This window comes from Streptomyces sp. NPDC052496, assembly GCF_040679095.1.
GTDB lineage: Bacteria > Actinomycetota > Actinomycetes > Streptomycetales > Streptomycetaceae > Streptomyces.
In genome coordinates, this window is sequence record NZ_JBFAUH010000001.1 from 233,535 (window position 1) to 252,870 (window position 19,336).

At 73.3% G+C, this 19,336-nt stretch carries 15 protein-coding genes; 4 read left to right on the forward strand and 11 right to left on the reverse strand.

What is annotated here, in order from left to right; genetic code table 11:
* Nucleotides 1-60 precede the first annotated feature (60 nt).
* From AB0L45_RS01180 to AB0L45_RS01195, 4 genes are all read right to left on the reverse strand, one after another.
* The gene (locus AB0L45_RS01180; protein ID WP_365834817.1) at nt 61-1,329 is read right to left on the reverse strand and encodes a cation:proton antiporter; all 1,269 of its coding nucleotides are present in this window, start codon (nt 1,327-1,329) and stop codon (nt 61-63) included.
* Nucleotides 1,330-1,453: 124 nt separating this feature from the next.
* The gene (locus tag AB0L45_RS01185) at nt 1,454-2,878 is read right to left on the reverse strand and encodes a cytochrome P450 (protein ID WP_365834819.1); all 1,425 of its coding nucleotides are present in this window, start codon (nt 2,876-2,878) and stop codon (nt 1,454-1,456) included.
* Nucleotides 2,875-3,975 carry an alpha-hydroxy acid oxidase gene (locus AB0L45_RS01190; protein ID WP_365834821.1) on the reverse strand — a complete coding sequence of 367 codons (1,101 nt, stop codon included), beginning with the start codon at nt 3,973-3,975 and terminating at the stop codon, nt 2,875-2,877. The genes AB0L45_RS01185 and AB0L45_RS01190 overlap by 4 nt, the downstream gene beginning before the upstream one ends.
* Nucleotides 3,972-5,591, reverse strand: a complete 1,620-nt coding sequence (locus AB0L45_RS01195) for an NAD(P)-binding domain-containing protein (RefSeq protein ID WP_365834823.1) — start codon at nt 5,589-5,591, stop codon at nt 3,972-3,974. Before AB0L45_RS01195 ends, AB0L45_RS01190 begins: the two co-directional genes overlap by 4 nt.
* A 288-nt stretch (nt 5,592-5,879) precedes the next feature.
* On the opposite strand from AB0L45_RS01195, the gene AB0L45_RS01200 reads away from it, so the two are divergent.
* Complete coding sequence (locus AB0L45_RS01200) at nt 5,880-7,427, forward strand: AMP-binding protein (protein WP_365834824.1); 1,548 nt, start codon at nt 5,880-5,882, stop codon at nt 7,425-7,427.
* 26 nt (nt 7,428-7,453) lie between these two features.
* Here the strand turns inward: AB0L45_RS01200 and AB0L45_RS01205 are convergent, their stop codons facing one another.
* Nucleotides 7,454-7,807, reverse strand: a complete 354-nt coding sequence (locus AB0L45_RS01205; protein WP_365834827.1) for a cytidine deaminase — start codon at nt 7,805-7,807, stop codon at nt 7,454-7,456.
* Nucleotides 7,808-7,920: 113 nt separating this feature from the next.
* The gene (locus tag AB0L45_RS01210) at nt 7,921-8,751 is read right to left on the reverse strand and encodes a helix-turn-helix transcriptional regulator (protein WP_365835598.1); all 831 of its coding nucleotides are present in this window, start codon (nt 8,749-8,751) and stop codon (nt 7,921-7,923) included.
* Nucleotides 8,752-8,974: 223 nt separating this feature from the next.
* Here AB0L45_RS01210 and AB0L45_RS01215 point away from each other — a divergent pair, with 223 nt between their 5' ends.
* Complete coding sequence (locus AB0L45_RS01215) at nt 8,975-10,525, forward strand: MFS transporter (RefSeq protein WP_365834829.1); 1,551 nt, start codon at nt 8,975-8,977, stop codon at nt 10,523-10,525.
* Here AB0L45_RS01215 and AB0L45_RS01220 read toward each other — a convergent pair.
* Complete coding sequence (locus AB0L45_RS01220) at nt 10,507-11,328, reverse strand: helix-turn-helix transcriptional regulator (RefSeq protein ID WP_365834831.1); 822 nt, start codon at nt 11,326-11,328, stop codon at nt 10,507-10,509. The genes AB0L45_RS01215 and AB0L45_RS01220 overlap by 19 nt on opposite strands.
* A gap of 56 nt (nt 11,329-11,384) precedes the next feature.
* Between AB0L45_RS01220 and AB0L45_RS01225 the strand changes: the two genes are divergently transcribed.
* Nucleotides 11,385-12,596 (forward strand): MFS transporter, encoded by a 1,212-nt coding sequence (locus tag AB0L45_RS01225; RefSeq protein WP_365834833.1) that lies wholly within the window; start codon nt 11,385-11,387, stop codon nt 12,594-12,596.
* Here AB0L45_RS01225 and AB0L45_RS01230 read toward each other — a convergent pair.
* The 4 genes from AB0L45_RS01230 to AB0L45_RS01245 all read right to left on the reverse strand — a co-directional run bounded on the left by AB0L45_RS01230 (nt 12,556) and on the right by AB0L45_RS01245 (nt 17,849).
* Nucleotides 12,556-13,878 (reverse strand): hemolysin family protein, encoded by a 1,323-nt coding sequence (locus AB0L45_RS01230; protein WP_365834835.1) that lies wholly within the window; start codon nt 13,876-13,878, stop codon nt 12,556-12,558. The two genes, AB0L45_RS01225 and AB0L45_RS01230, sit on opposite strands and share 41 nt — an antisense overlap.
* A gap of 14 nt (nt 13,879-13,892) precedes the next feature.
* Entirely contained in the window at nt 13,893-14,390 is a 498-nt protein-coding gene (ybeY, locus tag AB0L45_RS01235) for an rRNA maturation RNase YbeY (RefSeq protein ID WP_003984339.1), read from the reverse strand.
* Between the two features lie 20 nt (nt 14,391-14,410).
* Nucleotides 14,411-16,501: a PhoH family protein gene (locus tag AB0L45_RS01240; protein ID WP_365834838.1), complete on the reverse strand. Its 2,091-nt coding sequence runs from the start codon at nt 16,499-16,501 to the stop codon at nt 14,411-14,413.
* A gap of 238 nt (nt 16,502-16,739) precedes the next feature.
* Entirely contained in the window at nt 16,740-17,849 is a 1,110-nt protein-coding gene (locus AB0L45_RS01245) for a PfkB family carbohydrate kinase (RefSeq protein ID WP_365835600.1), read from the reverse strand.
* 150 nt (nt 17,850-17,999) lie between these two features.
* Here AB0L45_RS01245 and AB0L45_RS01250 point away from each other — a divergent pair, with 150 nt between their 5' ends.
* Entirely contained in the window at nt 18,000-19,334 is a 1,335-nt protein-coding gene (locus AB0L45_RS01250) for a 6-phospho-beta-glucosidase (RefSeq protein ID WP_365834840.1), read from the forward strand.
* Nucleotides 19,335-19,336 lie beyond the last annotated feature (2 nt).

The following is a 19,336-nucleotide window of genomic DNA, read 5'->3' on the forward strand; positions in this document are numbered from 1 at the left end:
CGGGCGGCCCGGCCCCGGGGCGGGCGGCCGGGCGCCGGGGCGGGGTGGGCCGGGCCGGTGCTACGGCGCGGCCCCCACCCGCTCCGCCTGTGGCCGGCCGGGCGCCCGGCGTGCGTCGAGGCGGTCCCAGAGGGTGAGCATCGGGGTGGCCATCAGCGTCGTCACCAGGGCGACCACGACCAGTACCGCGAACATCGACGGGGTGACGATGCCGGCCGCCAGGCCGATGTTGATCGCGATCAGCTGCATCAGGCCCCGCGCGTTCATCAGCGTGCCGATGCGCAGCGCGACCGCGCCCTCCTCCCCCGCCGCCCGGGCCGCCAGCCAGCAGGCGCCCAGCTTGCCGAGGACGGCCAGCACCACGCAGCCCGCGGTGAACAGCAGCAGGCCGGGCGAGGCCAGCAGCGCGAAGTCGGTGTTCAGGCCGGAGTAGGTGAAGAACAGCGGCAGGAAGACGATCCGGCTGATCGGCGCGATCGTCCCGATGGCCCGGTCCACCGGTTCGGAGCGCGGGAAGACCACGCCCAGGCTGAACGCGCCGAAGACGGCGTACAGGCCGATGCGGTCGGTGTACCAGGCGGCGATGAACAGCGCGACCACGGTGACCAACAGCAGCTCGTCGGGGCTGCGGCGGTTCACCAGGCCGGTGAGCCGGGTGCCGGAGCGGGCGAGGAAGACCAGGGCGGCCACCAGACCCGCGCTGCCCGCGAGGGCCACGACCAGCGGCCCGGCGCCGCTACCGGTCAGGCTCAGCACCCCGGCGAGCAGCACCCACGCCAGCGCGTCGTCGACCGCCCCGGAGGCCAGGGACAGCGAGCCGAAGCGGGTGCCGGTCAGGCCGCGCTCGGTGATGATGCGGGCGAGCATGGGGAACGCGGTGATGGCCAGGGTCACACCGACGAACAGGGCGGAGACGGTGACGGACACGTCCTTCGGGAAGACGTCGACCCGGCCGTGCACGGCGTAGGTCAGGCCCACGCCCAGCGCGAGCGGTACGAGGATGCCGGCTCCCGAGATCATCGCGGCCGGCCTGGCCACCGACCGGATGCCGGCCGACCGGAACTCGTACCCGGTCTGGAACATGAAGACGACCAGGCCGATCTGCCCGGCGACGTACAGCGCGGGCCGCAGCTCCGGCGGGAAGAGGGCCGTCTCCACGCCGGGCGCCAGCAGGCCGAGCACGGACGGCCCGAGCATCACCCCGGCGACCATCTCGCCCACCACGGGCGGCTGGCCCAGCGCGCGCAGGGCGCGGCCGACGAGCCGGCAGAGGAGCAGGATGACGACGACGGCCAGGAAGAAGACCGGTCCTAACTCCGTGACGGTCATGGCGGGAGGCCCTTCGGCTCGCGGGGAGGGACGGGGACGGGCGGGCCCGGGGAGCTGGGTCGTGGCGTGCGGGCCGGGTGAGCGGGTCGGGTGAGCGGGTCGGGTGAGCGGTTCAGGCTGCGGGTCAGGCGTGCGGGTACGGGCAGCGCGCCGGCCCGTCGGTGCCGGCCGGCAGCGGGGCGCCCTGGGTGTCGTGGGCGGCGAAGTAGCGCTCGGCCGGACGCAGGCGGCGGGCGTCCAGCACCATCCACGTACCGAGGAGGAGCTGGCCGCAGCTGCGCCACACGTCCTCCCACCGGTCGCGCGCCCGCAGGAAGACGCGGGCCGCGAGCAGCCGGTGGTACGGCAGCGGACGGCCGCGCCGGACCAGCAGGCAGGGTGCGCGGTGCGGGATGGAGCGGGTGTGGGCGACGGAGGAGTGGAGGGTGAAGCGGCGCAGTACCTCGCGGGTCGCGGCGCGCATGGCCAGCGGGGCCAGCCGCCAGGCCGGGCAGGGCCGGTTGGCGGCGACGCCGAACGGGATGTGGTGCTGGCGCTTGGCGACGAGGCGGTCCCAGCGGTCGGGGTCGAAGACGTCCGGGTCGGAGTAGCCGGTGGCGTGGTAGTCCGGGTAGTTGAAGCACAGCACGGAGCCGGCGGGCAGGACCGCGTCCGGGCCGAGCGGGATGTCGGCGGTGCTGATGCGGTGGGCGACGCCGAAGAGCGGGTAGAGCCGCAGGGTCTCGTCCAGGACGTTGGCGAAGTACCGGTCGTCGTCCGGCGCCGCGGCCAGTCTCCGCTGGACGTCCGGGTGCTGCGCCAGCACGAGCAGCAGGTGGGCCATGGCCTCGGACAGCTGGACCACGGCCGTGTTGAAGAAGGTGCCCTGGAGGTAGTACGCCTGCTCGTCGGGCGTCAGGGAGGCCGGCAGGTGGTGCGGCGGTACCTGCCCGGCGGCGATGCGCCGCCGCAGGTGGCGGGTGAGACGGGCGCGGCGGGCCGGGTGGCGGAGCCGGGTGCACTTCAGGGAGTTGACGACGTCCTCGGCGTTGTCGACGATCAGGCGCCGGACGCGGGGCGGGCACGGTTCGCGGAAGACCAGGCCGTGGAAGAACTCCGCCCACACCGGCATCATCAGGTCACGCAGCCGTACGAACGTGGCGCGGCCGGTGACCAGTTCGTCCAGTACGGCGGCGGTACGGCGGGCCGCGGCGGCGGACAGGTCCTGGCTGGGCCCGGCGAGCACGGCGAGGGTGGTGCGGGCGACCTCGTCGTAGCGCGGGCCGGCCTCCAGGTGCTCCTGGTGCACTTCGGCGCCGGGCGCGAGCCAGTACCAGAAGAGGTCGGAGAGGGCGGCGCCCCGGCTGCGGCCGTTGGCGGCCGGGTGGGAGTAGATCTCCTGGAAGCGTTCGGCGGGGACGTCGGCGTTGGGGAAGGCGATGCCCTCGTCACCGTTGATGCGGGCGAAGAGCGCGACGCGGGCGGCGACGACGGAGCGCGGCAGCCAGTACGGGACGGAGAGGGCGGCGGCCGCGGCGGCGAGGAGCCGGACGGTACGGGGGCGGCTCACCGGTCCGCCCCCTCGCGTGCGTCCCGGACCCTGCCCCGCGCGACGACCAGGTCCGGCCCGAGATCGGCCGGGCTGCCGCCGCCGCACAGCGCCAGTACGTGGTCGAACTCGGCACGCAGCAGCTCCAGTACGTGCCGGACGCCCTTCTCGCCGTCCGCGGCCAGCCCCCACAGCACCGGGCGGCCGACGCCGACGGCGCACGCGCCCAGCGCGAGGGCCACGGCGGCGTCGGAGCCGCGCCGGACGCCGCCGTCCAGCAGGACCGGCACCCGGCCCGCGACGGCCGCGGCGACGGCGGGCAGCGCCTCGACGCTCGCCGGGGCGGCGTCGAGCTGCCGGCCGCCGTGGTTGGAGACCACCAGTCCGTCCACGCCCTCGGCGACGGCGATCCGGGCGTCCCCCGGGTGCAGGACGCCCTTGAGCAGCACCGGCAGCCGGGTCTGCGCCCGCAGTCTGCGCAGGTCGTCCCAGGAGAGCCCCGGGGACATGGCGATGTCACGGGGGCGGCCGTCGGGTGCGCCGGGCAGGCCGCGCATGTTCTCGGCGGCCAGGCCGTCGGGCAGATCGTCGAAGCCGTGCCGGGCGTCGCGTTCGCGGCGGCCGAAGACGGGCGAGTCGACGGTGACGACCAGCGCCGTGCACCCGGCCCGCTCCGCGCGGCGTACGAGGGCGAGGGTGACCTCCGGTTCGGGCTGGAGGTAGAGCTGGAACCAGACGGGCGATCCGTCCCGTACGGCGCGGGCGGCCGCAGTCACCTCGGCCACCGGCACGGTCGCCGCCATGCCGGTGACCAGGACCGTGCCGGCGGCCGCCGCCGCGCGGGCGGTGGCCGTCTCGCCCTCGGGGTGCGCGAGGCGGTGGAAGGCGGTGGGCGAGACCAGGACGGGGAAGGCGAGGCGGTCGCCGCACAGCGTCACGGACAGGTCGCGGGTGGCCGCCCCGCGCAGCACGCGCGGCAGCAGGGCGAGCCGGCGGAACGCCGCCTCGTTCTCGTGGAGCGCCGTCTCCCCTCCGGCGCCCCCGGCGAAGAAGTCGTACACCCGCGGGTCCAGCCGCTCCCGGGCCCGCTCGCGCAGGTCGGTGAGGGTGGGGATCACGGCCGGGCCGCCGGGGCCTGCTCGGTGAGCCGGGAGCGCAGGAAGGTCCGCAGGGGTGCGCGGTGGACCTCCTCGCTGTCCCACTCGTTCTCCAGGTTCTCGGTGAGGTGGTGTTCGGCGGTGGCCTTGCCGGGGGCGGTGCCGTCGAAGGCGCGGACCACCGGGTGGAGGTAGCGGCCGTCGAGGCCGGTGGTGTCCTGCTGGGAGACGCGGCCGGCGGTGATGTCGAACGGGTTCACCCGGTCGTGGCCCTCGCCGTATTCGAGGGTGACGGTGAAGTAGGAGCCGACCTCGCCGAAGCCGCCGTCGGCGACGGCGGTGTGCAGGTGGTCGACCGGGACCTCCTCGCAGTAGCGGACCGTGCCGTCCCGGTCGACGAGCACCGCGTCGCCGAGGAAGCCGAACACCTGGAACAGCGCCGAGCTGCGGTTGACACGGTCGATCACGGCGTCGCTGACCGCTTCGGCGGTGGCGGGCAGGGCCCGGGCGGGCCAGGGGCGGTCGTGGTACCGGGCTTCGAGGATGCGGTGCAGGGCGCGTACACCGTACCGGAAGCCGTGGATGAAACCACTGGTGGATTTCTTGAAATCGCGTACCTGGGTGATGGTGCCGGCGAAGTAGAGGCCGGGTACATTCGGGGATTCCCAGGCGTCGGTCTGGGCCGGAAAGCGGTCGTTGACGGCGAGTTCGGGCCGGCACTCCGGGGCGAATATCGACGGGTCGAAGCGGAAGCCGGTGGCGAGAATGACCCGGTCGTAGCGGATGTCCTTGACGACTTCCGCGACCCGGGAAAAGGAAACGGACACCAGGTACCCGCCGTCCGACTGCCGGCGGATACGCAGGATGTTCCCGTCCAGCACCGCGTTCTGCAATTTCAGCTGATACGTGTCGAGGAAGTTGTTGTTGACGGCCCGCAGGTGCCCGACGAAATGGGTCTGCCAGGCGAGCTTCAGTGAGCCGGGACCGGCCACGTGGATGACGGCGGCGGTCTCGACGAGGTTGTCGGCGGTCTCGAACGCGGAGTTGCCGCGGCCGATGATCAGCACCCGCTGCCCGGTGAAGCCGGCCGGGTCGACGTCCACCTCGCCGTAGCGCTCGGCCGTCTCGACGCCCTCGACGGCGGGTACGTACGGGCGGGTGACGCCGGTCGCCACGATGATCCGCCGCGCGCGGTAGGCGGTGCCGTCCGCGGCGCGGGCGAGGAAATCGCCGGGTCCGTCCGGCCCGCCGTACGGACGGGCGATGTCGGTGATGCGCGTGTGGTGGCGGATGCGCAGCCGGTGGGTGGCGGCGAAGTCGGCGAGATAGCCGACCATCTCGTCGGCGGCCGGGAAATAGCGCGGGGTGCGCGCGGTGAACAGCGGGGCGTGCTCGTCCGAGAGCAGCGAGTTCCAGTCGGTCCGCATGTTCAGTTCGGGATCGTCCCAGCCGGTGTGCACCTTGTTGACCGAGATGAGGGTGCGGTGGCGGGGGAAGCGGGTGAAGAACGTACCGGGAGCCGCGCCCGACTCCACGATGAGACAACTGCGTCCGGCCCGTTGCAGGAAATATCCGGCCTGTAATCCCGCGGGGCCCGCGCCGATCACCAGATAGTCGAGCTGTTCTTCGTGGCTCACGCAATTCTCCTGTCACCTGCGGGGGATGGAGATGGAGCGGAAACCGACAGTACTTGAGCATTAAAGAACAGCACCAGGGCGCGCTTAAGTGATCTGCGTCACACTCGAATCCAGGTTTACGAGTACGCTGCACAAGCCAGTGTCACAAGGTCCGGGACTTTTACCCGGAACGCCCTTCTGTCGTACCCGGCGGGCCGCCGCATTACTCTTCCCGCACTCCCGGCCCCGTCCGTCCCGCCGGTCCCGCGACACATTTCAGCCGTTCACACCCACCGGAGCGGATACGAAATGAACCAGCCGCCCGAAAGCCCATTCCCGCAGGCTCTCGTCGACGCCTTCCGCCGGCTGCCGGACCTGCCCGCGTTCGAACACCGGGGGCGCGCCGTCCCGCGCCGCGAGATCCTGGACCTGACCGGCCGCTGTGTGCGCGGGCTGCGCGCGGCGGGCGTGGGGCCCGGGACGTCCGTCGCGGTCGCCGCCGGTGTCACCCCCGAGGCATTCGCCCTGCACATCGCGGTGCACCTGCTGGGCGCCCGGCTGACCGGGCTGCGCCCCGGCCTGCCGCCGGCCCACCTCGCCCGCATCCTGGCCGACGGCGTCGCCGTCCTCGTGCACGACGAACCGTCCGGCACCACCGGACTCTTCGCGGCAGCCGGGCCCGTCCGCCGCCTCCGGCTGGAGAACGACCTGCTGAGCACGGCGGAGCCCGCCTCCCCCGACGACCTCCTGGCCCGCGGCCGCCCGGACGACATCGCCCTGACCACCCTGACCAGCGGCAGCACCGGACTGCCCAAGGAATGCGCGCACACCTACCGCAGCCTGACCGCGAGCTGGTCGTGGCAGCCGGCCCGCCGGTCCGCGCGGACCGCCGCGCTCGCGGCGGCCTACGCGCGCTTCCTGCTCTTCGGCACCCTCACCAGCGCGGTGATCTTCGAACACCTGGGACTGTGCCTGCTGGGCGGCGGCACCGCCGTCATCCCGGACCCGCCCCCGGCCTTCCCGGAGGTCTTCGCGCGGCACCGCGTCACCGCCTGCCTGCTGACCGTCCCCCGGCTGCACCACATCCTCGACACCCTGCGCGGCGACACCGGCACCACCATGGACCTCAGCAGCCTGCGGGCGCTCCTCGTGGCCGGATCTCCCCTGGCGCCCCACCGCCTCGCCGAAGCGGTGGAACGGCTCGGCCCGGTCGTGCACCAGGGATACGGGCAGACCGAGACCGGCATGCTGACCCTGCTCACCCCCGACGACCTGGCCCGGTGGCCGGACACGGCGTACGGCTCGGTGGGACGTCCCCTGGACGGGGTGGACATCAGCGTGCGGGATCCGGCCGACGGCCGGCCCCTCCCCGACGGGACCACCGGGGAGATCTGGGTCCGTACGCCCGGCGCGCTGGCCGGATACCGCCACGACGAGGCCGAGACCCGCGCCGTCCTGCGCGACGGCTGGGTCCGCACCCGCGACCTCGGCCGGCTCGGCGAGGACGGCTTCCTGCGGCTCACCGGGCGCATCCGCGACGTGATCATCGTCAACGCCGTCCTGCACTACGCCGGCGCGATCGAACAGGCCCTGGCCCGGCACCCGGACGTCGACCAGGCCTATGTCGTCGGCGCCCCCGACGAGCGGACCGGCGAGGCCGCCCACGCGTTCGTCGTACCGGCCGCGGGACGCCACCCGGACCGCGCGGCCCTGCGCGCCCACGTCGCCGCGGAACTGGGCCAGGCGAGCGTGCCCGCCACCCTCACCGCCATACGGGAGGTGCCGGTCGCGGCGAGCGGCAAACCGGACAAGAAGGCGCTGTTGGAGCGGGTGGGGACGGAACAGGCGGCGGAGTGAGGGCCCGCCGCCCGTACGGCGGCCCCTCAGCCCGCCTGGACCGTGGCCCGCAGCGTGCCGTCCGGACCGGCGACCAGCACCGGCGTCTCCGCGCCGCCCAGGTCCCGTACGGCCGCGCGGTCCTCGTCCGAGGCCGTCTCCGCCTCGGTCACCACGGCCGCCGCCTCCAGCGACTGCGCGCCGCTCGCGACGGCCATGGCGACCGCCGTACGCAACGCGCTGAGCCGCAACGACTCCAGGGCGACGGTTCCGGCGACGTAGGTGCGCCCGGTCTCGTCACGGACGGCGGCGCCTTCCGGCACCCCGTTGCGGGCCCGCGCGGAACGGGCCAGCGTAATGATCTTGCGGTCTTCCGGGTCCAGCGGTGCGGCTTCGCTCATACGGGCGAGCATATGCGGCCGACGGCCCGGCGGACGCGAGGGGGCGTACGGGTGACCGGTCTCGCAGCCGCGCGGGGGCGTACGGCGGTGACCGGCCCGGCCCGCACGACGGATCAGCCCACCACCGAGTACATCCCGCCCCGGCGGCCCTCCGGCGAGGTCAGCCACTCCAGCTTCGCCCCGGTGTCCGCCTCCGCCGTACGGCGCGGGTTGTGCAGCACGATCGTCAGGTCCGGGCGGGCCGGCACCCGCAGCTGGGTGGACTCGAACAGCAGCGTGCCCACGAGCGGGTGCTCCAGCTCCTTGTGCACCTGCCCGCCGTCCTGCACGTCACCGCGCGCCCACAGCTCCGCGAACTCCTCACTGGCCGCGGACACCTCCCGTACGACGTCCTGGTACCCCTCGTCGCCGGGCCGCTCCGACCACGCCGCCCGGTACTGCGCCACGACCGTCGGCGCGTTCCGCGCCCAGCTGGAGGCGCGGGCCCGGTAGACCGGATCGGTGAAGTACGAGAGCAGGCAGTTGGAACTGGCGCCCTCCTGGCCGTGGTTGAGGACGATCCGCGCCGCCTCGTTGAAGGCGACGGTGTTCCAGTACGGGTCCATGATGTGCGCCGGGAACGGCATCCACGCGTCGATCAGCCGCTGCAGCCCCTCGCACATGTCCGCCACACCGGGGTCCGGGTCCTGCCGCAGCGGCGGGTTGAGCCCGGCCAGCACGTACAGGTGCCGCCGCTCGGCGTCGCTCAGCCGCAGCACCCGCGCCACGGAGTCCAGCACCTGCGGCGAGACGGTGATGTCACGCCCCTGCTCCAGCCACTGGTACCAGGAGGCGCCGACCCCGGCGAGCACCGCGACCTCCTCCCGGCGCAGCCCCGGCGTACGGCGCCGGCCGCCGTCGGGCAGGCCCGCGTCGGCCGGGCTGACCCGGGCCCGGCGGCTCATCAGGAAGTCCCGCAGCTCCTGCCGGCGCCGCGGCTTGGCGCCGCCGGACTCCCCTGTCGTCGGTAGTGCTGCCGCCCGTGCGGATCCGCCCACGCCGTTCCCCCGTCGACCGTTGCTCTCCGGCCGCCGTCGCGGCCGCTGTGTCCGGACCGTGCCTGGTGGTCCGGACACCACGATAAGTTCCCGCTCCCCACGCCGTATTCCTGGGCCGCAGGCTCCTCGTATGCCAACCGAAACGTCCCCGCTTCCCAGCACGGCCCCCGCACCGCCGGCCGGCCCGTCCCCGGCCGTCCCCGCTCCCGCGTCCGGCTCCGCCGCCGTCCCCGCTCCCGCTCCCGCTCCCGCTCCCGAGCGGATGTCCGCTCGTGCCAAGCTGATCCTGCTCCTCCTGTGTGCCGCGCAGTTCATCGTCGCGCTCGACTTCTCGATCCTGAACGTGGCCCTGCCGGTGCTCGGCCGGGACCTGGGCATGGGCCAGGCCGACCTCCAGTGGGCGGTCACCGCGTTCGCGCTGCCGTCCGGTGGGTTCCTGCTGCTGTTCGGGCGGATCGCCGACCTGTACGGGCGGCGCCGGCTCTTCCTCACCGGGCTGGCCCTCTTCGCGGCGGCCTCGCTGCTGGCCGCGCTCGCCTGGAGTCCGGCGGTGTTCCTGGCCGGGCGGGCGCTGCAAGGGCTGGGCGCCGCGGTCATCGTGCCCACCGGCATGTCCCTGCTGACCACCACCTTCGCCGAAGGCCCGCAGCGCGAACGCGCCCTCGGGATCAGCGGGACGCTGCTCTCCATGGGCTTCACCATCGGCATGGTGCTCGGCGGCGTGCTGACCGACGCGCTGGGCTGGCGTTCGACGATGGGCGTGCTGGCGGTGGCCGGGGTGGCCGTACTGGCGGTGGCCCCCTCGCTGCTCACCGAGTCCACCCACCCCGACCGGCCCCGGATCGACGTACCGGGCGCGGTGACCGTCACCGGCGGTCTGCTCGCGCTGATCTACGCGCTCTCCACCGCCGCCGAGGCGGGCTTCGGCCGCCCCGACGTGCCGGTCGCGCTGGTCCTCGGCCTGCTCCTGCTCGTCGCGTTCGTCATCGTGGAGTCCCGGGCCGGGCAACCGCTGGTGTCGCTGCCGATGCTGCGCCGCCCGACGGTGGCGTGGGGCAACCTGGCGGGCCTGGTCACGTTCTCCATGATGAGCGCGGTGATCTTCCTGCTGACGCTCTACCTCCAGGAAGTGCTGCACCTCTCCGCCTTCGTCAGCGGCCTCGTCTTCGGCGTGCAGGGGGCCTTCGCGGTGCTCTCCGGCATGGTCGCCCCGAAGGTCATCGGGCGTATCGGCGCCCGCCGCAGCCTGCTCACCGGGCTGGCGGTGCAGGCCGTCTGCACCGCGGCGCTGCTGGGCGTCGGCACCTCGCCGTCCGGGGTCTGGCTCGCCACGGTCGCCATGACGCTCGCCTGCTTCGGGCACCTGTGGGCGGTCGTCTCGTACGGAGTGATCGTGACCTCCGGTGTGCCGGACACCGAACAGGGCCTGGCCACCGGCCTGGTGACCAGCTCCCAGCAGATCGGCATCACGATCGGCATCCCGCTGCTGAGCGCCCTGGCGTCGGCCCGGGCCGGGGCGCTGCGCGAGGGCGGCTCGGACTTCGCGGCGGCCACGCTCGGCGGTGTGCGGCTGGGGCTCGGCGCGGACGCGCTCGTCGTCGCGGTGGTCGCGGTACTGGCCGCCGTCGGCCTCTCCCGGGCCGCCCGCCGGTCCCGTACGGACTACGTGCCCTCGAAGTAGGCCGACGGCGTGGTCCCCAGCGCCCGGCGGAACATCGCCGTGAAGGCGCTGGGGGTCGCGTAGCCGAGGCCGGTGGCGACGGAGGTGACCGGTGTCCCCCTGGCCAGCAGGGTGACCGCGTGCACGAGCCTGGCCTGCTGCACCCAGCGGGCCAGGCTCATCCCCGTCGCGGCCCCGAACCTGCGGTGCAGACTGCGCGGGCTCAGGTGGGCGTGGGCGGCGGCGGACGCGGCGTCCCAGCGCGCGCCGGGGTCGGCCCGGACCGCCGCGCAGAGGTCCGCCAGCCGGGGGTCGGCCGGTGCGGGCAGGTGCAGTGCCGGTACGGGGCGCGGCGCGAGTTCGAGGAGCAGCAGCTCCATCACCCGGCCGTCCCGGCCCTGCGGGTCGTACGCGACCGGCAGCCGGGTGGCCTCGTCGATCAGCTCCCGCAGCAGCGGGGAGACCGAGACGACGGTGGGGCCGGCGGGCAGCCGCCAGGCGGACTGCGGCTCGATGTAGAGGGTGCGCATGGCGACCGCGCCCGCGCAGGTCATCGCGTGGGTGAGCCCGGCGGGCAGCCACACGCCACGGGTGGCCGGGACCGCCCACACACCGTGCCCGGTGGTGACCGTGATCGCGCCGGTGGTGCCGTAGATCAGCTGGGCGCGGGGGTGGTGGTGACCGGGGATGTGGTGGCCGTCGGGCAGGTCGCGGGCCATCGCGGCGACCGGCCGGGGCACGTTCTGGTAGTCCTCGCGGTTCTCGCTCTTGCCGTACACCGCGTTCGCCTCCGCCCTCGCCCGCACCTGGCACGTTCTCGACATATGTTGGCGCTACAGCGCAAGCCTGCCAGTACGGGGCCGCCCTAGCGTCGTCCCCTGTGACCGAACCAGCTTCCGCGCCCCCGCGCACCGGCCTGACCCGCCCGACCGCCCTGCTCCTCGCCGCGACCAGCGCCGTCACCGCCGCCAACGTCTACCTCAACCAACCGCTGCTGGGCGCCGCCGCCCACGCGCTCGGGGTGGCCCCGGACGTCCTCGGCGCGGTGCCCACCGCCACCCAGCTCGGCTACGCGGCGGGCATCCTGCTGCTCGTGCCGGCCGGCGACAGCCACGACCGGCGGCGGCTGATCCTGGGGCTCGGTACGGCATCCGCGCTCGCGCTCGCCGCCTGTGCCGTCGCGCCCAGCGTGACCTGGCTGGTGGTGGCCGGCTTCGCGGTCGGCCTGCTCTCCCCCGTACCGCAGCTCGTCACACCGCTCGCCGTGGCCCTGGCCGCGGGCGGCGGCGACACGGACCGGGGCCGGGTCGTCGGCACCGTACAGGCCGGTCTGCTGGTCGGGGTGCTGGCCTCGCGCGCGTACTCGGGAGCGCTGGCGGAGCAGGTCGGCTGGCGCGCGGTCTTCGGCTGTTCCTGCGTCCTGACGCTGCTGACCGTGCTCGTGCTGCGCCGCGCCCTCCCCCGCGTCCCGGCCGCCGTCGCCACCCCGTACCGCACCACGCTCGCCTCGCTGCCCCGGCTGTTCGCCGCGCATCCGCCGGTCCGCCGGATCACCGTGTCCGGCGCGCTGGTGGGCATCGCCTTCGGCGCGTTCTGGACGACCCTGACGTTCCTGCTGGAGCGGGACTACGGGTACGGGTCGACCGGGATCGGCCTGTTCGGGCTGGTGGCCGCGGCGAGCGCGCTGGCCTCGCCGTACGCGGGACGGCTGGCCGACCGGCTCGGCGGGCGCGGTGCCCTGGCGGCGCTCATCGGCCTGGTGATCGTGGGCTGGCTGCTCCTGCTGCCGGGCGGCAGCGCCCTGGCCTGGCTGCCGGCCGGGGTGGTCGTGCTGGACGTCGGGGTCTGGGGCAGCCAGGCCGCCTCACAGACCGCGCTGTTCAGCCTCGACCCCGCCGTGCACAGCCGCCTCAACACCCTCTACTTCACCCTGCGTTTCCTCGGCATCGCCGTCGGATCGCTGGCCGGCACGCTGGCCTGGTCGGGCGGCGGCTGGCCCGCCGTGGTGGCCACCGGGGCCGCCACGGCGGGGGCCGGGCTGCTCGTCGCGGTCAGTCCTGACCGGACGCCGCTGCGTCGTCGCCGTCCCTGACCGGCTCGCAGAGCACCGTGACGATCTTGTTGCGGCGGCCGGCCGGGGCCTCCGCGGTCAGCCGCAGCGCCTTCGGCGAGAGCGCGGACGCGTTCTCGCTCAGGTCGATCTCGGCCGTGGCGCCCGCGATCGGCACCCGGCCCAGGTGCTTGGCGAGCAGCCCGCCGACCGTCTCCACGTCCTCGTCGTCCAGCTCCGCGAAGCCGTACAGCTCACCGAGATCGCCGATGTCCAGCCGTGCGGTGACCCGGTAGCGCCCGTCGCCCAGGTCCTCCACGGGCGGCAGCTCCCGGTCGTACTCGTCGGTGATCTCGCCGACGATCTCCTCCAGGATGTCCTCGATCGTCACGATGCCGGCCGTGCCGCCGTACTCGTCGATGACGACCGCGACGTGGTTGCGGTCCTGCTGCATCTCGCGCAGCAGGTCACCGGCGTTCTTCGTGTCGGGCACGAAGACGGCGGGCCGCATCGCCGTGGAGACCAGCTCGGTCTCCGCGTCCCGGCTGATGTGCACCTTCCGGGCCAGGTCCTTGACGTACACGATGCCGACCACGTCGTCCTCGTTCTCCCCGGTCACCGGGATACGGGAGAAACCGGAGCGCAGCGCGAGGGTCAGCGCCTGGCGGATGGTCTTGAACCGCTCGACCGAGATCAGGTCCGTACGCGGCACCATCACCTCCCGTACGAGGGTGTCGCCGAGCTGGAAGACGGAGTGCACCATCCGGCGCTCCTCGTCCTCGATCAGCGACTCCTTCTCCGCGAGGTCCACCAGCGAACGCAGCTCGGCCTCGGAGGCGAAGGGGCCCTGCCGGAAGCCCTTACCAGGGGTGAGCGCGTTGCCGAGCAGGATCAGCAGCCGCGGGACCGGCCCCATGACCCGGGCCAGCGGCAGCAGGACGTACGCCGCGGCGGTGGCGGTGTTCAGCGGGTGCTGGCGGCCGATCGTCCGGGGCGAGACGCCGACGGCGACGTACGAGACCAGCACCATCACCGCGATGGCCACGGTCAGCGCCTGCCACGTCCTGTCGAAAGAGCGCAGGCAGGCGTACGTCACCAGTACCCCGGCCGCCATCTCGCAGCCGACGCGCACCAGCAGCGCCACGTTCAGGTAGCGCACGGGGTCCGCGGCGACGGCGGCCAGCTTGGCGCTGCCCCGCCGCCCGGACCGGACGGCTTCCTCGGCGCGGAAGCTGGTCGTACGGGCGAGCCCCGCCTCGGCACAGGCCGCGAGCCACGCGACGACGACGAGCAGGACCGCGACCGCGATCAGCTGGGTGGTCACCGGATCTCCCGCCGTCAGGTGACGGTGGGGGCCGGAGACGGACCCGTCAGCCCGCGCTCGGCACGCCAGCCGTCGATGATCGCCGCCTGGAGGCCGAACATCTCGGCCTTCTCCGAGGGCTCCTCGTGGTCGTACCCGAGGAGGTGGAGGACGCCGTGCACGGTCAGCAGCTGGAGCTCCTCGTCCATGCTGTGCCGCGTCGGCGCCTCCTCGCCCTGCTTCTTGGCGACCTCCGGGCACAGCACGATGTCCCCGAGGAGCCCCTGCGGGGGCTCCTCGTCGTCCTTGGCCGGCGGACGCAGCTCGTCCATCGGGAAGGACATGACATCGGTCGGCCCCGGCAGGTCCATCCACTGGAGGTGGAGCTGTTCCATGGCATCGGCGTCCACGACGATGACCGACAGCTCGGAGAGCGGGTGGATGCGCATCCGGGCCACGGCATAGCGGGCGACATCCAGGATCGCCTGCTCGTCGATGTCCGTTCCGGACTCGTTGTTGACGTCGATCGACATGAAGTGCTGCTTCTCGTTTCTCAGGTTCGCCGGCCGTTTTGGCTGTCGTACTTCTCGTACGCGTCGACAATACGGCCGACCAGCTTGTGCCGGACGACGTCCTGGCTGGTGAGACGCGAGAAATGCACGTCGTCCAACCCCTCCAGGATCTCCTGCACCTGCTTGAGCCCGCTCTTCGTGCCGCCCGGCAGGTCGATCTGCGTGATGTCACCCGTGATCACGATCTTCGAGTCGAAGCCGAGCCGGGTGAGGAACATCTTCATCTGCTCGGGGTTCGTGTTCTGGGCCTCGTCGAGGATGATGAAGGCGTCGTTGAGGGTGTTGTGCGTCAGCAGGTAGTCCTGTGTGACGTACAGCGAGTCCTCGGCCGCCACCTGGATGCACACCGCTTCCTCGCGGCCCGCCGGCTCGATGGAGTCGATGAACCGCATCGGGCGTCCGCCGCCCCCGGCCGCGTGGTACTTCTCGGCCTTGCGGGCGAGGCGGAAGGGCTCGATGCCTTCGGGGAGACGGATGTCGATGACGTGGGCGTCCCGGCGGTAGCCGACGTCGCGGCCGTTCGCCCGTCCCGGCTTCCGGCCCGCGGCCGCCCGGCGGCGGCTGTAGGCGACACCTCCCAGTGACTGGACCAGCGCGATGACGTCGTCCCGGAGCAGGATCGAGGTCGTCGTGTACTGGATACGGCAGGTCCGGTCGGCCTGCGTCACCGGACCGCCGTCGGAGTCGAGCAGTCCCTGGAGGACGGCGAGACGGACCTCCGCGGAGTTCTGGAGGTAGTCGTCCGGCACGAACTTCGAGTACGACCGGGTGCCGAGCAGGTCCAGGGCCCGGAGCGCTCCCGTGACCGGGTTCTCCAGCGTGACGACATCGCCCGGTGCCTTCACACGGTTCAGCACGTAATCGACGCTGCTCTTCCGCCGGAGGGTCACACCGGGAAGTGCCGCTTCGAGTGCAACGGCGAGTTCGGGGTCGTCGGTGGCGTACGAAGGCGTCGTGCTGCCCGTGAGGCAGCCGTCTCCGAGCAGCAGGCCCAGGGCGTACGGGTCCATGGGGACGGCACGCTCGGGGAAGCAGACCGGCGCCGTGAGCAGCGGCAGCTCGTAACGGCGAGCATGCGCCGCGCGGAGGTTGCCGATCATCTCCTTGGTTTCGAGGACCCGCCACGGCTTGTCACGGCGCTTGTCCGACGCGGTGCGGACCGTCCACAGGTGCTCGCCGCAGCACAGGGTCCAGGAACCGTCCTGCGCGGTGACGCGGTAGATGTCCTTCTCGCCCTGCGGATAGACGCCAAGGACCGGGGTGGGCTCGCCGTTCGACCCGATGACGAGATCGCCCACCTGGAGGTCGCCGATGGGACGCCAGCCGTCCGGGGTCAGGACGTTGGTGAAGGTCGGTTGCGCACGACCCCGCATGTAGGCCAGCGGCGCCACCTCGATCGTCCCCGCCGCCATCAGCCGCGGGATCGAGTCCGGGTCGAGCATGTCGTGGAGGGCGTCGTACAGCGGGCGCAGGTACGGGTCGATCTTCTCGTAGAGCGTGCCGGGCAGGAAGCCCAGGCGTTCGCCGGCCTCGACCGCGGGGCGGGTCAGGATGATGCGGTTGACCTGCTTGGACTGGAGGGCCTGCACCGCCTTGGCCATGGCGAGGTAGGTCTTGCCCGTACCGGCGGGGCCGATGCCGAAGACGACCGTGTGCTGGTCGATGGCGTCGACGTAGCGCTTCTGGTTCAGGGTCTTGGGGCGGATGGTGCGGCCGCGGTTGGACAGGATGTTCTGGGTGAGGACCTCGGCGGGGGTCTCGCTCGACGTCCCCTCGCCGTCCGCCGCGGTGCGCAGCATGGCGATGGAGCGCTCGACCGCGTCCTCCGTCATCGGCTGGCCGGTGCGCAGCACCAGCATCATCTCGTCGAAGAGGCGCTGGATGAGGGCGACTTCCGCGGCGTCGCCGACCGCCCGGATCTCGTTGCCCCGTACGTGGATGTCGGTGGCCGGGAAGGCGTTCTCGATGACCCGCAGCAGGGCGTCTCCGGACCCCAGGACCGTCACCATCGGGTGCTTGGCGGGGACGGTGAACTGGGCGTGCGCCTGCGGTCGTGTAGGTGTCTGAGTCATGGGCCGGCTCTCTGGCCTGCTCATCCCCCATTCGTTGCGCTGCGGGAGCGGTGCCCGGCAGCTCGGCTCCTTGGGATACCCAGGGTACGACGGTGCACTGACAAGCCCGAAGCCTTTTCCGGCGTTCCCCTGTTCCCGTGTTCCTCCGGTGACGGGACGCGCACGGCCGCGGGTCCGCGCGGGGCCGGACGGGTGCGCGTGGGGGGGCTTTCACTCGGGGGGTGTCACGCGGCAGCTGTCACGCGGGGCGGCGGAAACCGAGTGTGGGCAGGGCGCGGGCCAGGGGCCAGGCGCGGTCGGCGGCGGGCAGGAGCGCGTCCAGGAAGGCGTACCGGCGGCGCAGCGCGGCCGCGTCCCCGGCGCAGGCGGACGACCGTCCGTACGCCTCCGCCGCCGTGACCCGCCGCCACCAGGCCGCGATCTCCATCCAGCCCGGCGCGGACAGCGAGCCCCCGAATTCCTGGACGGACAGGGCGGCGGTCAGCCCGGCGAAGGCGAGCCGGTCGGCCAGTGGCCAGCCGGCCAGCGAGCCGGTGACGAAGCCCGCCACGAAGACGTCGCCGGCGCCGGTCGGGTCCATGGCCTCCACCGCGATGGCGGGCACCTCGGCGGTCTCGCCGGTCCGCCCGTCCACCGCGTACGCGCCCTCGGCCCCCAGGGTGACCACGGCGATCGGCACCCGGTCGGCCAGCTTGCGGGCGGCGGCGCGCGGGCAGTCCAGGCGGGTGTAGCGCATCGCCTCCTCCGCGTTGGGCAGGAAGGCCTCGCAGTGCTCCAGTTCGGCGAGGTCGGCCGGATCCCAGCGGCCGGAGTCGTCCCAGCCCACGTCGGCGAAGATCCGGCTGCCGCGGTGGGCGGCGCAGCCGAGCCAGCCCTCGGGGCGGCCCGGTTCCAGCGAGGCGACGCAGGCGCGTGACGGCGGCGGGCAGCCGGGCGCGTGCTTGCCGTCGAAGGCGGTGCGGGCGGGGCCGCTGGGCGCCTCGTGGCCGTGCGAGACCATCGTGCGTTCGCCTTCGTACGCCATGGAGACGGTGACCGGTGAGTGCCAGCCGGCGACGGTGCGGGACATCGACAGGTCGACGTGTTCGCCGCGCTCCAGCGCCTCCCAGCAGTACTCGCCGTACATGTCGTCACCGAAGGCCGCGGCGAGCGAGGTGCGCAGGCCGAGGCGGGCCAGCGCGGTCGCCATGTTGGCGACGCCGCCGGGGCTGGAGCCCATGCCACGCGCCCAGGACTCCGTACCGCGTACGGGGGCGGAGTCCAGGCCGGTGAAGATGATGTCCAGGAAGACCGTGCCGGTGAGGTAGACGTCGGTGGCGGGATCGTCCGCGGTCCGTACGGCGGCCAGCGGGTCGAGCGCGGGCGCGGGGCCCGGCGGGACGTGACCGACCGGACCGCTGCCGGTGTTCCGCTGGACCTCGTGTGCGCTCACCGTGCCTGCCCCTCTCGTCCGTGCGCGTGACGCCAGTCTGCCCGATGCTGCGGTACGTTCCGGCTCATGAGGCTCACGATTTTGGGCGGCGGGGGTTTCCGGGTACCGCTCGTGCACCGCGCGCTGCTGGACGATCCCGCGCAGGCCGTCACCGAAGTGACCCTGTACGACACCGATCCGCGGCGGGTGGCCGTGATCTCCGCCGTGCTGACCCGGCAGGCCGAGCGGCGGGCCGGTCCTGGCAAGCCGTCCCCCGTGCGCGTACGGATCGCCGATTCGCTCGACGACGCGCTGCGCGGCACCGACTTCGTCTTCTCCGCGATCCGGGTCGGCGGTACCGCGGGCCGGGTTTCGGACGAGCGGATTCCGCTGGCCGAGGGGGTGCTGGGCCAGGAGACGGTGGGCGCGGGCGGTGTGCTGTACGGGCTGCGCACGGTGCCGGTGGCGCTGCGGATCGCGGAGCGGGTGGCGGCGCTCGCGCCGGACGCCTGGGTCGTCAACTTCACCAATCCGGCCGGGATGGTGACCGAGGCGATGGCGCAGGTGCTGGGCGAGCGGGTGATCGGCATCTGTGACTCGCCGGTCGGGCTGGTGCGGCGCGCCGCGCGGGCCGCGGGCGCCGACCCGGACCGGGTGTCGTACGGCTATGTCGGCCTCAACCACCTCGGCTGGCTGCGCTCCTTGACCGCCGAGGACGGCACGGACCTGCTGCGGCCCCTGCTGGCCGACCCGGACGCGCTCACCTCCTTCGAGGAGGGCAGGCTCTTCGGCGCCGACTGGCTGCGCGCGCTGGGCTCGATCCCCAACGAGTACCTGCACTATTACTACTTCCGCCGCGAGACGCTCGCCTCCGTGCGGAACGCGTCCGAGACCCGCGGGGAGTTCCTGGAACAGCAGCAGGGCGGCTTCTTCGAGGCGGCGTCCGGCGTCTCTCCCGAGGAGGCGTACGCGCTGTGGGACCACACCCTGCGGGAGCGCGAGGAGACGTACATGGCCGACAGCCGGGAGGCGTCCGGCGGCTGGCAGCGCGACACCTGCGATCTGGAGGGCGGCGGTTACGACCAGGTGGCGCTGGCCGTCATGCGCGCCGTCGCGGGCGACGGGCACGCGCGCCTGATCCTGAACGTCCGCAACGGTACGGCCGTTCCGCAGCTCGCGCCCGAGGCGGTCATCGAAACGGTGTGCGAGGTGGACGCGCGGGGCGCGCGGCCGCTGCCGTGCGCGCCCCTGCGTGAGGACCAGCTCGGCCTGATGCTCCAGCTCAAGGCCGTCGAGCTGGCGACGATCGAGGCGGCGGAGTTCAAGGACCGGGACGCGGCGCTGCGCGCGATGGCGCTGCACCCGCTGGTGGACTCACCGGCGGTGGCCGCCCGCATCCTGGAGCGGGCGGCCACCCTCTGACG

Excerpts from the sequence above, each read along its gene's own strand:
- AB0L45_RS01180 (WP_365834817.1), bottom strand. The coding sequence starts at position 1,329 with ATGACCGTCACGGAGTTAGGACCGGTCTTCTTCCTGGCCGTCGTCGTC.
- AB0L45_RS01200 (WP_365834824.1), top strand. The coding sequence starts at position 5,880 with ATGAACCAGCCGCCCGAAAGCCCATTCCCGCAGGCTCTCGTCGACGCC.
- AB0L45_RS01205 (WP_365834827.1), bottom strand. The coding sequence starts at position 7,807 with ATGAGCGAAGCCGCACCGCTGGACCCGGAAGACCGCAAGATCATTACG.
- AB0L45_RS01210 (WP_365835598.1), bottom strand. The coding sequence starts at position 8,751 with ATGAGCCGCCGGGCCCGGGTCAGCCCGGCCGACGCGGGCCTGCCCGAC.
- AB0L45_RS01215 (WP_365834829.1), top strand. The coding sequence starts at position 8,975 with ATGCCAACCGAAACGTCCCCGCTTCCCAGCACGGCCCCCGCACCGCCG.
- AB0L45_RS01220 (WP_365834831.1), bottom strand. The coding sequence starts at position 11,328 with ATGTCGAGAACGTGCCAGGTGCGGGCGAGGGCGGAGGCGAACGCGGTG.
- ybeY (WP_003984339.1), bottom strand. The coding sequence starts at position 14,390 with ATGTCGATCGACGTCAACAACGAGTCCGGAACGGACATCGACGAGCAG.
- AB0L45_RS01240 (WP_365834838.1), bottom strand. The coding sequence starts at position 16,501 with ATGACTCAGACACCTACACGACCGCAGGCGCACGCCCAGTTCACCGTC.
- AB0L45_RS01250 (WP_365834840.1), top strand. The coding sequence starts at position 18,000 with ATGAGGCTCACGATTTTGGGCGGCGGGGGTTTCCGGGTACCGCTCGTG.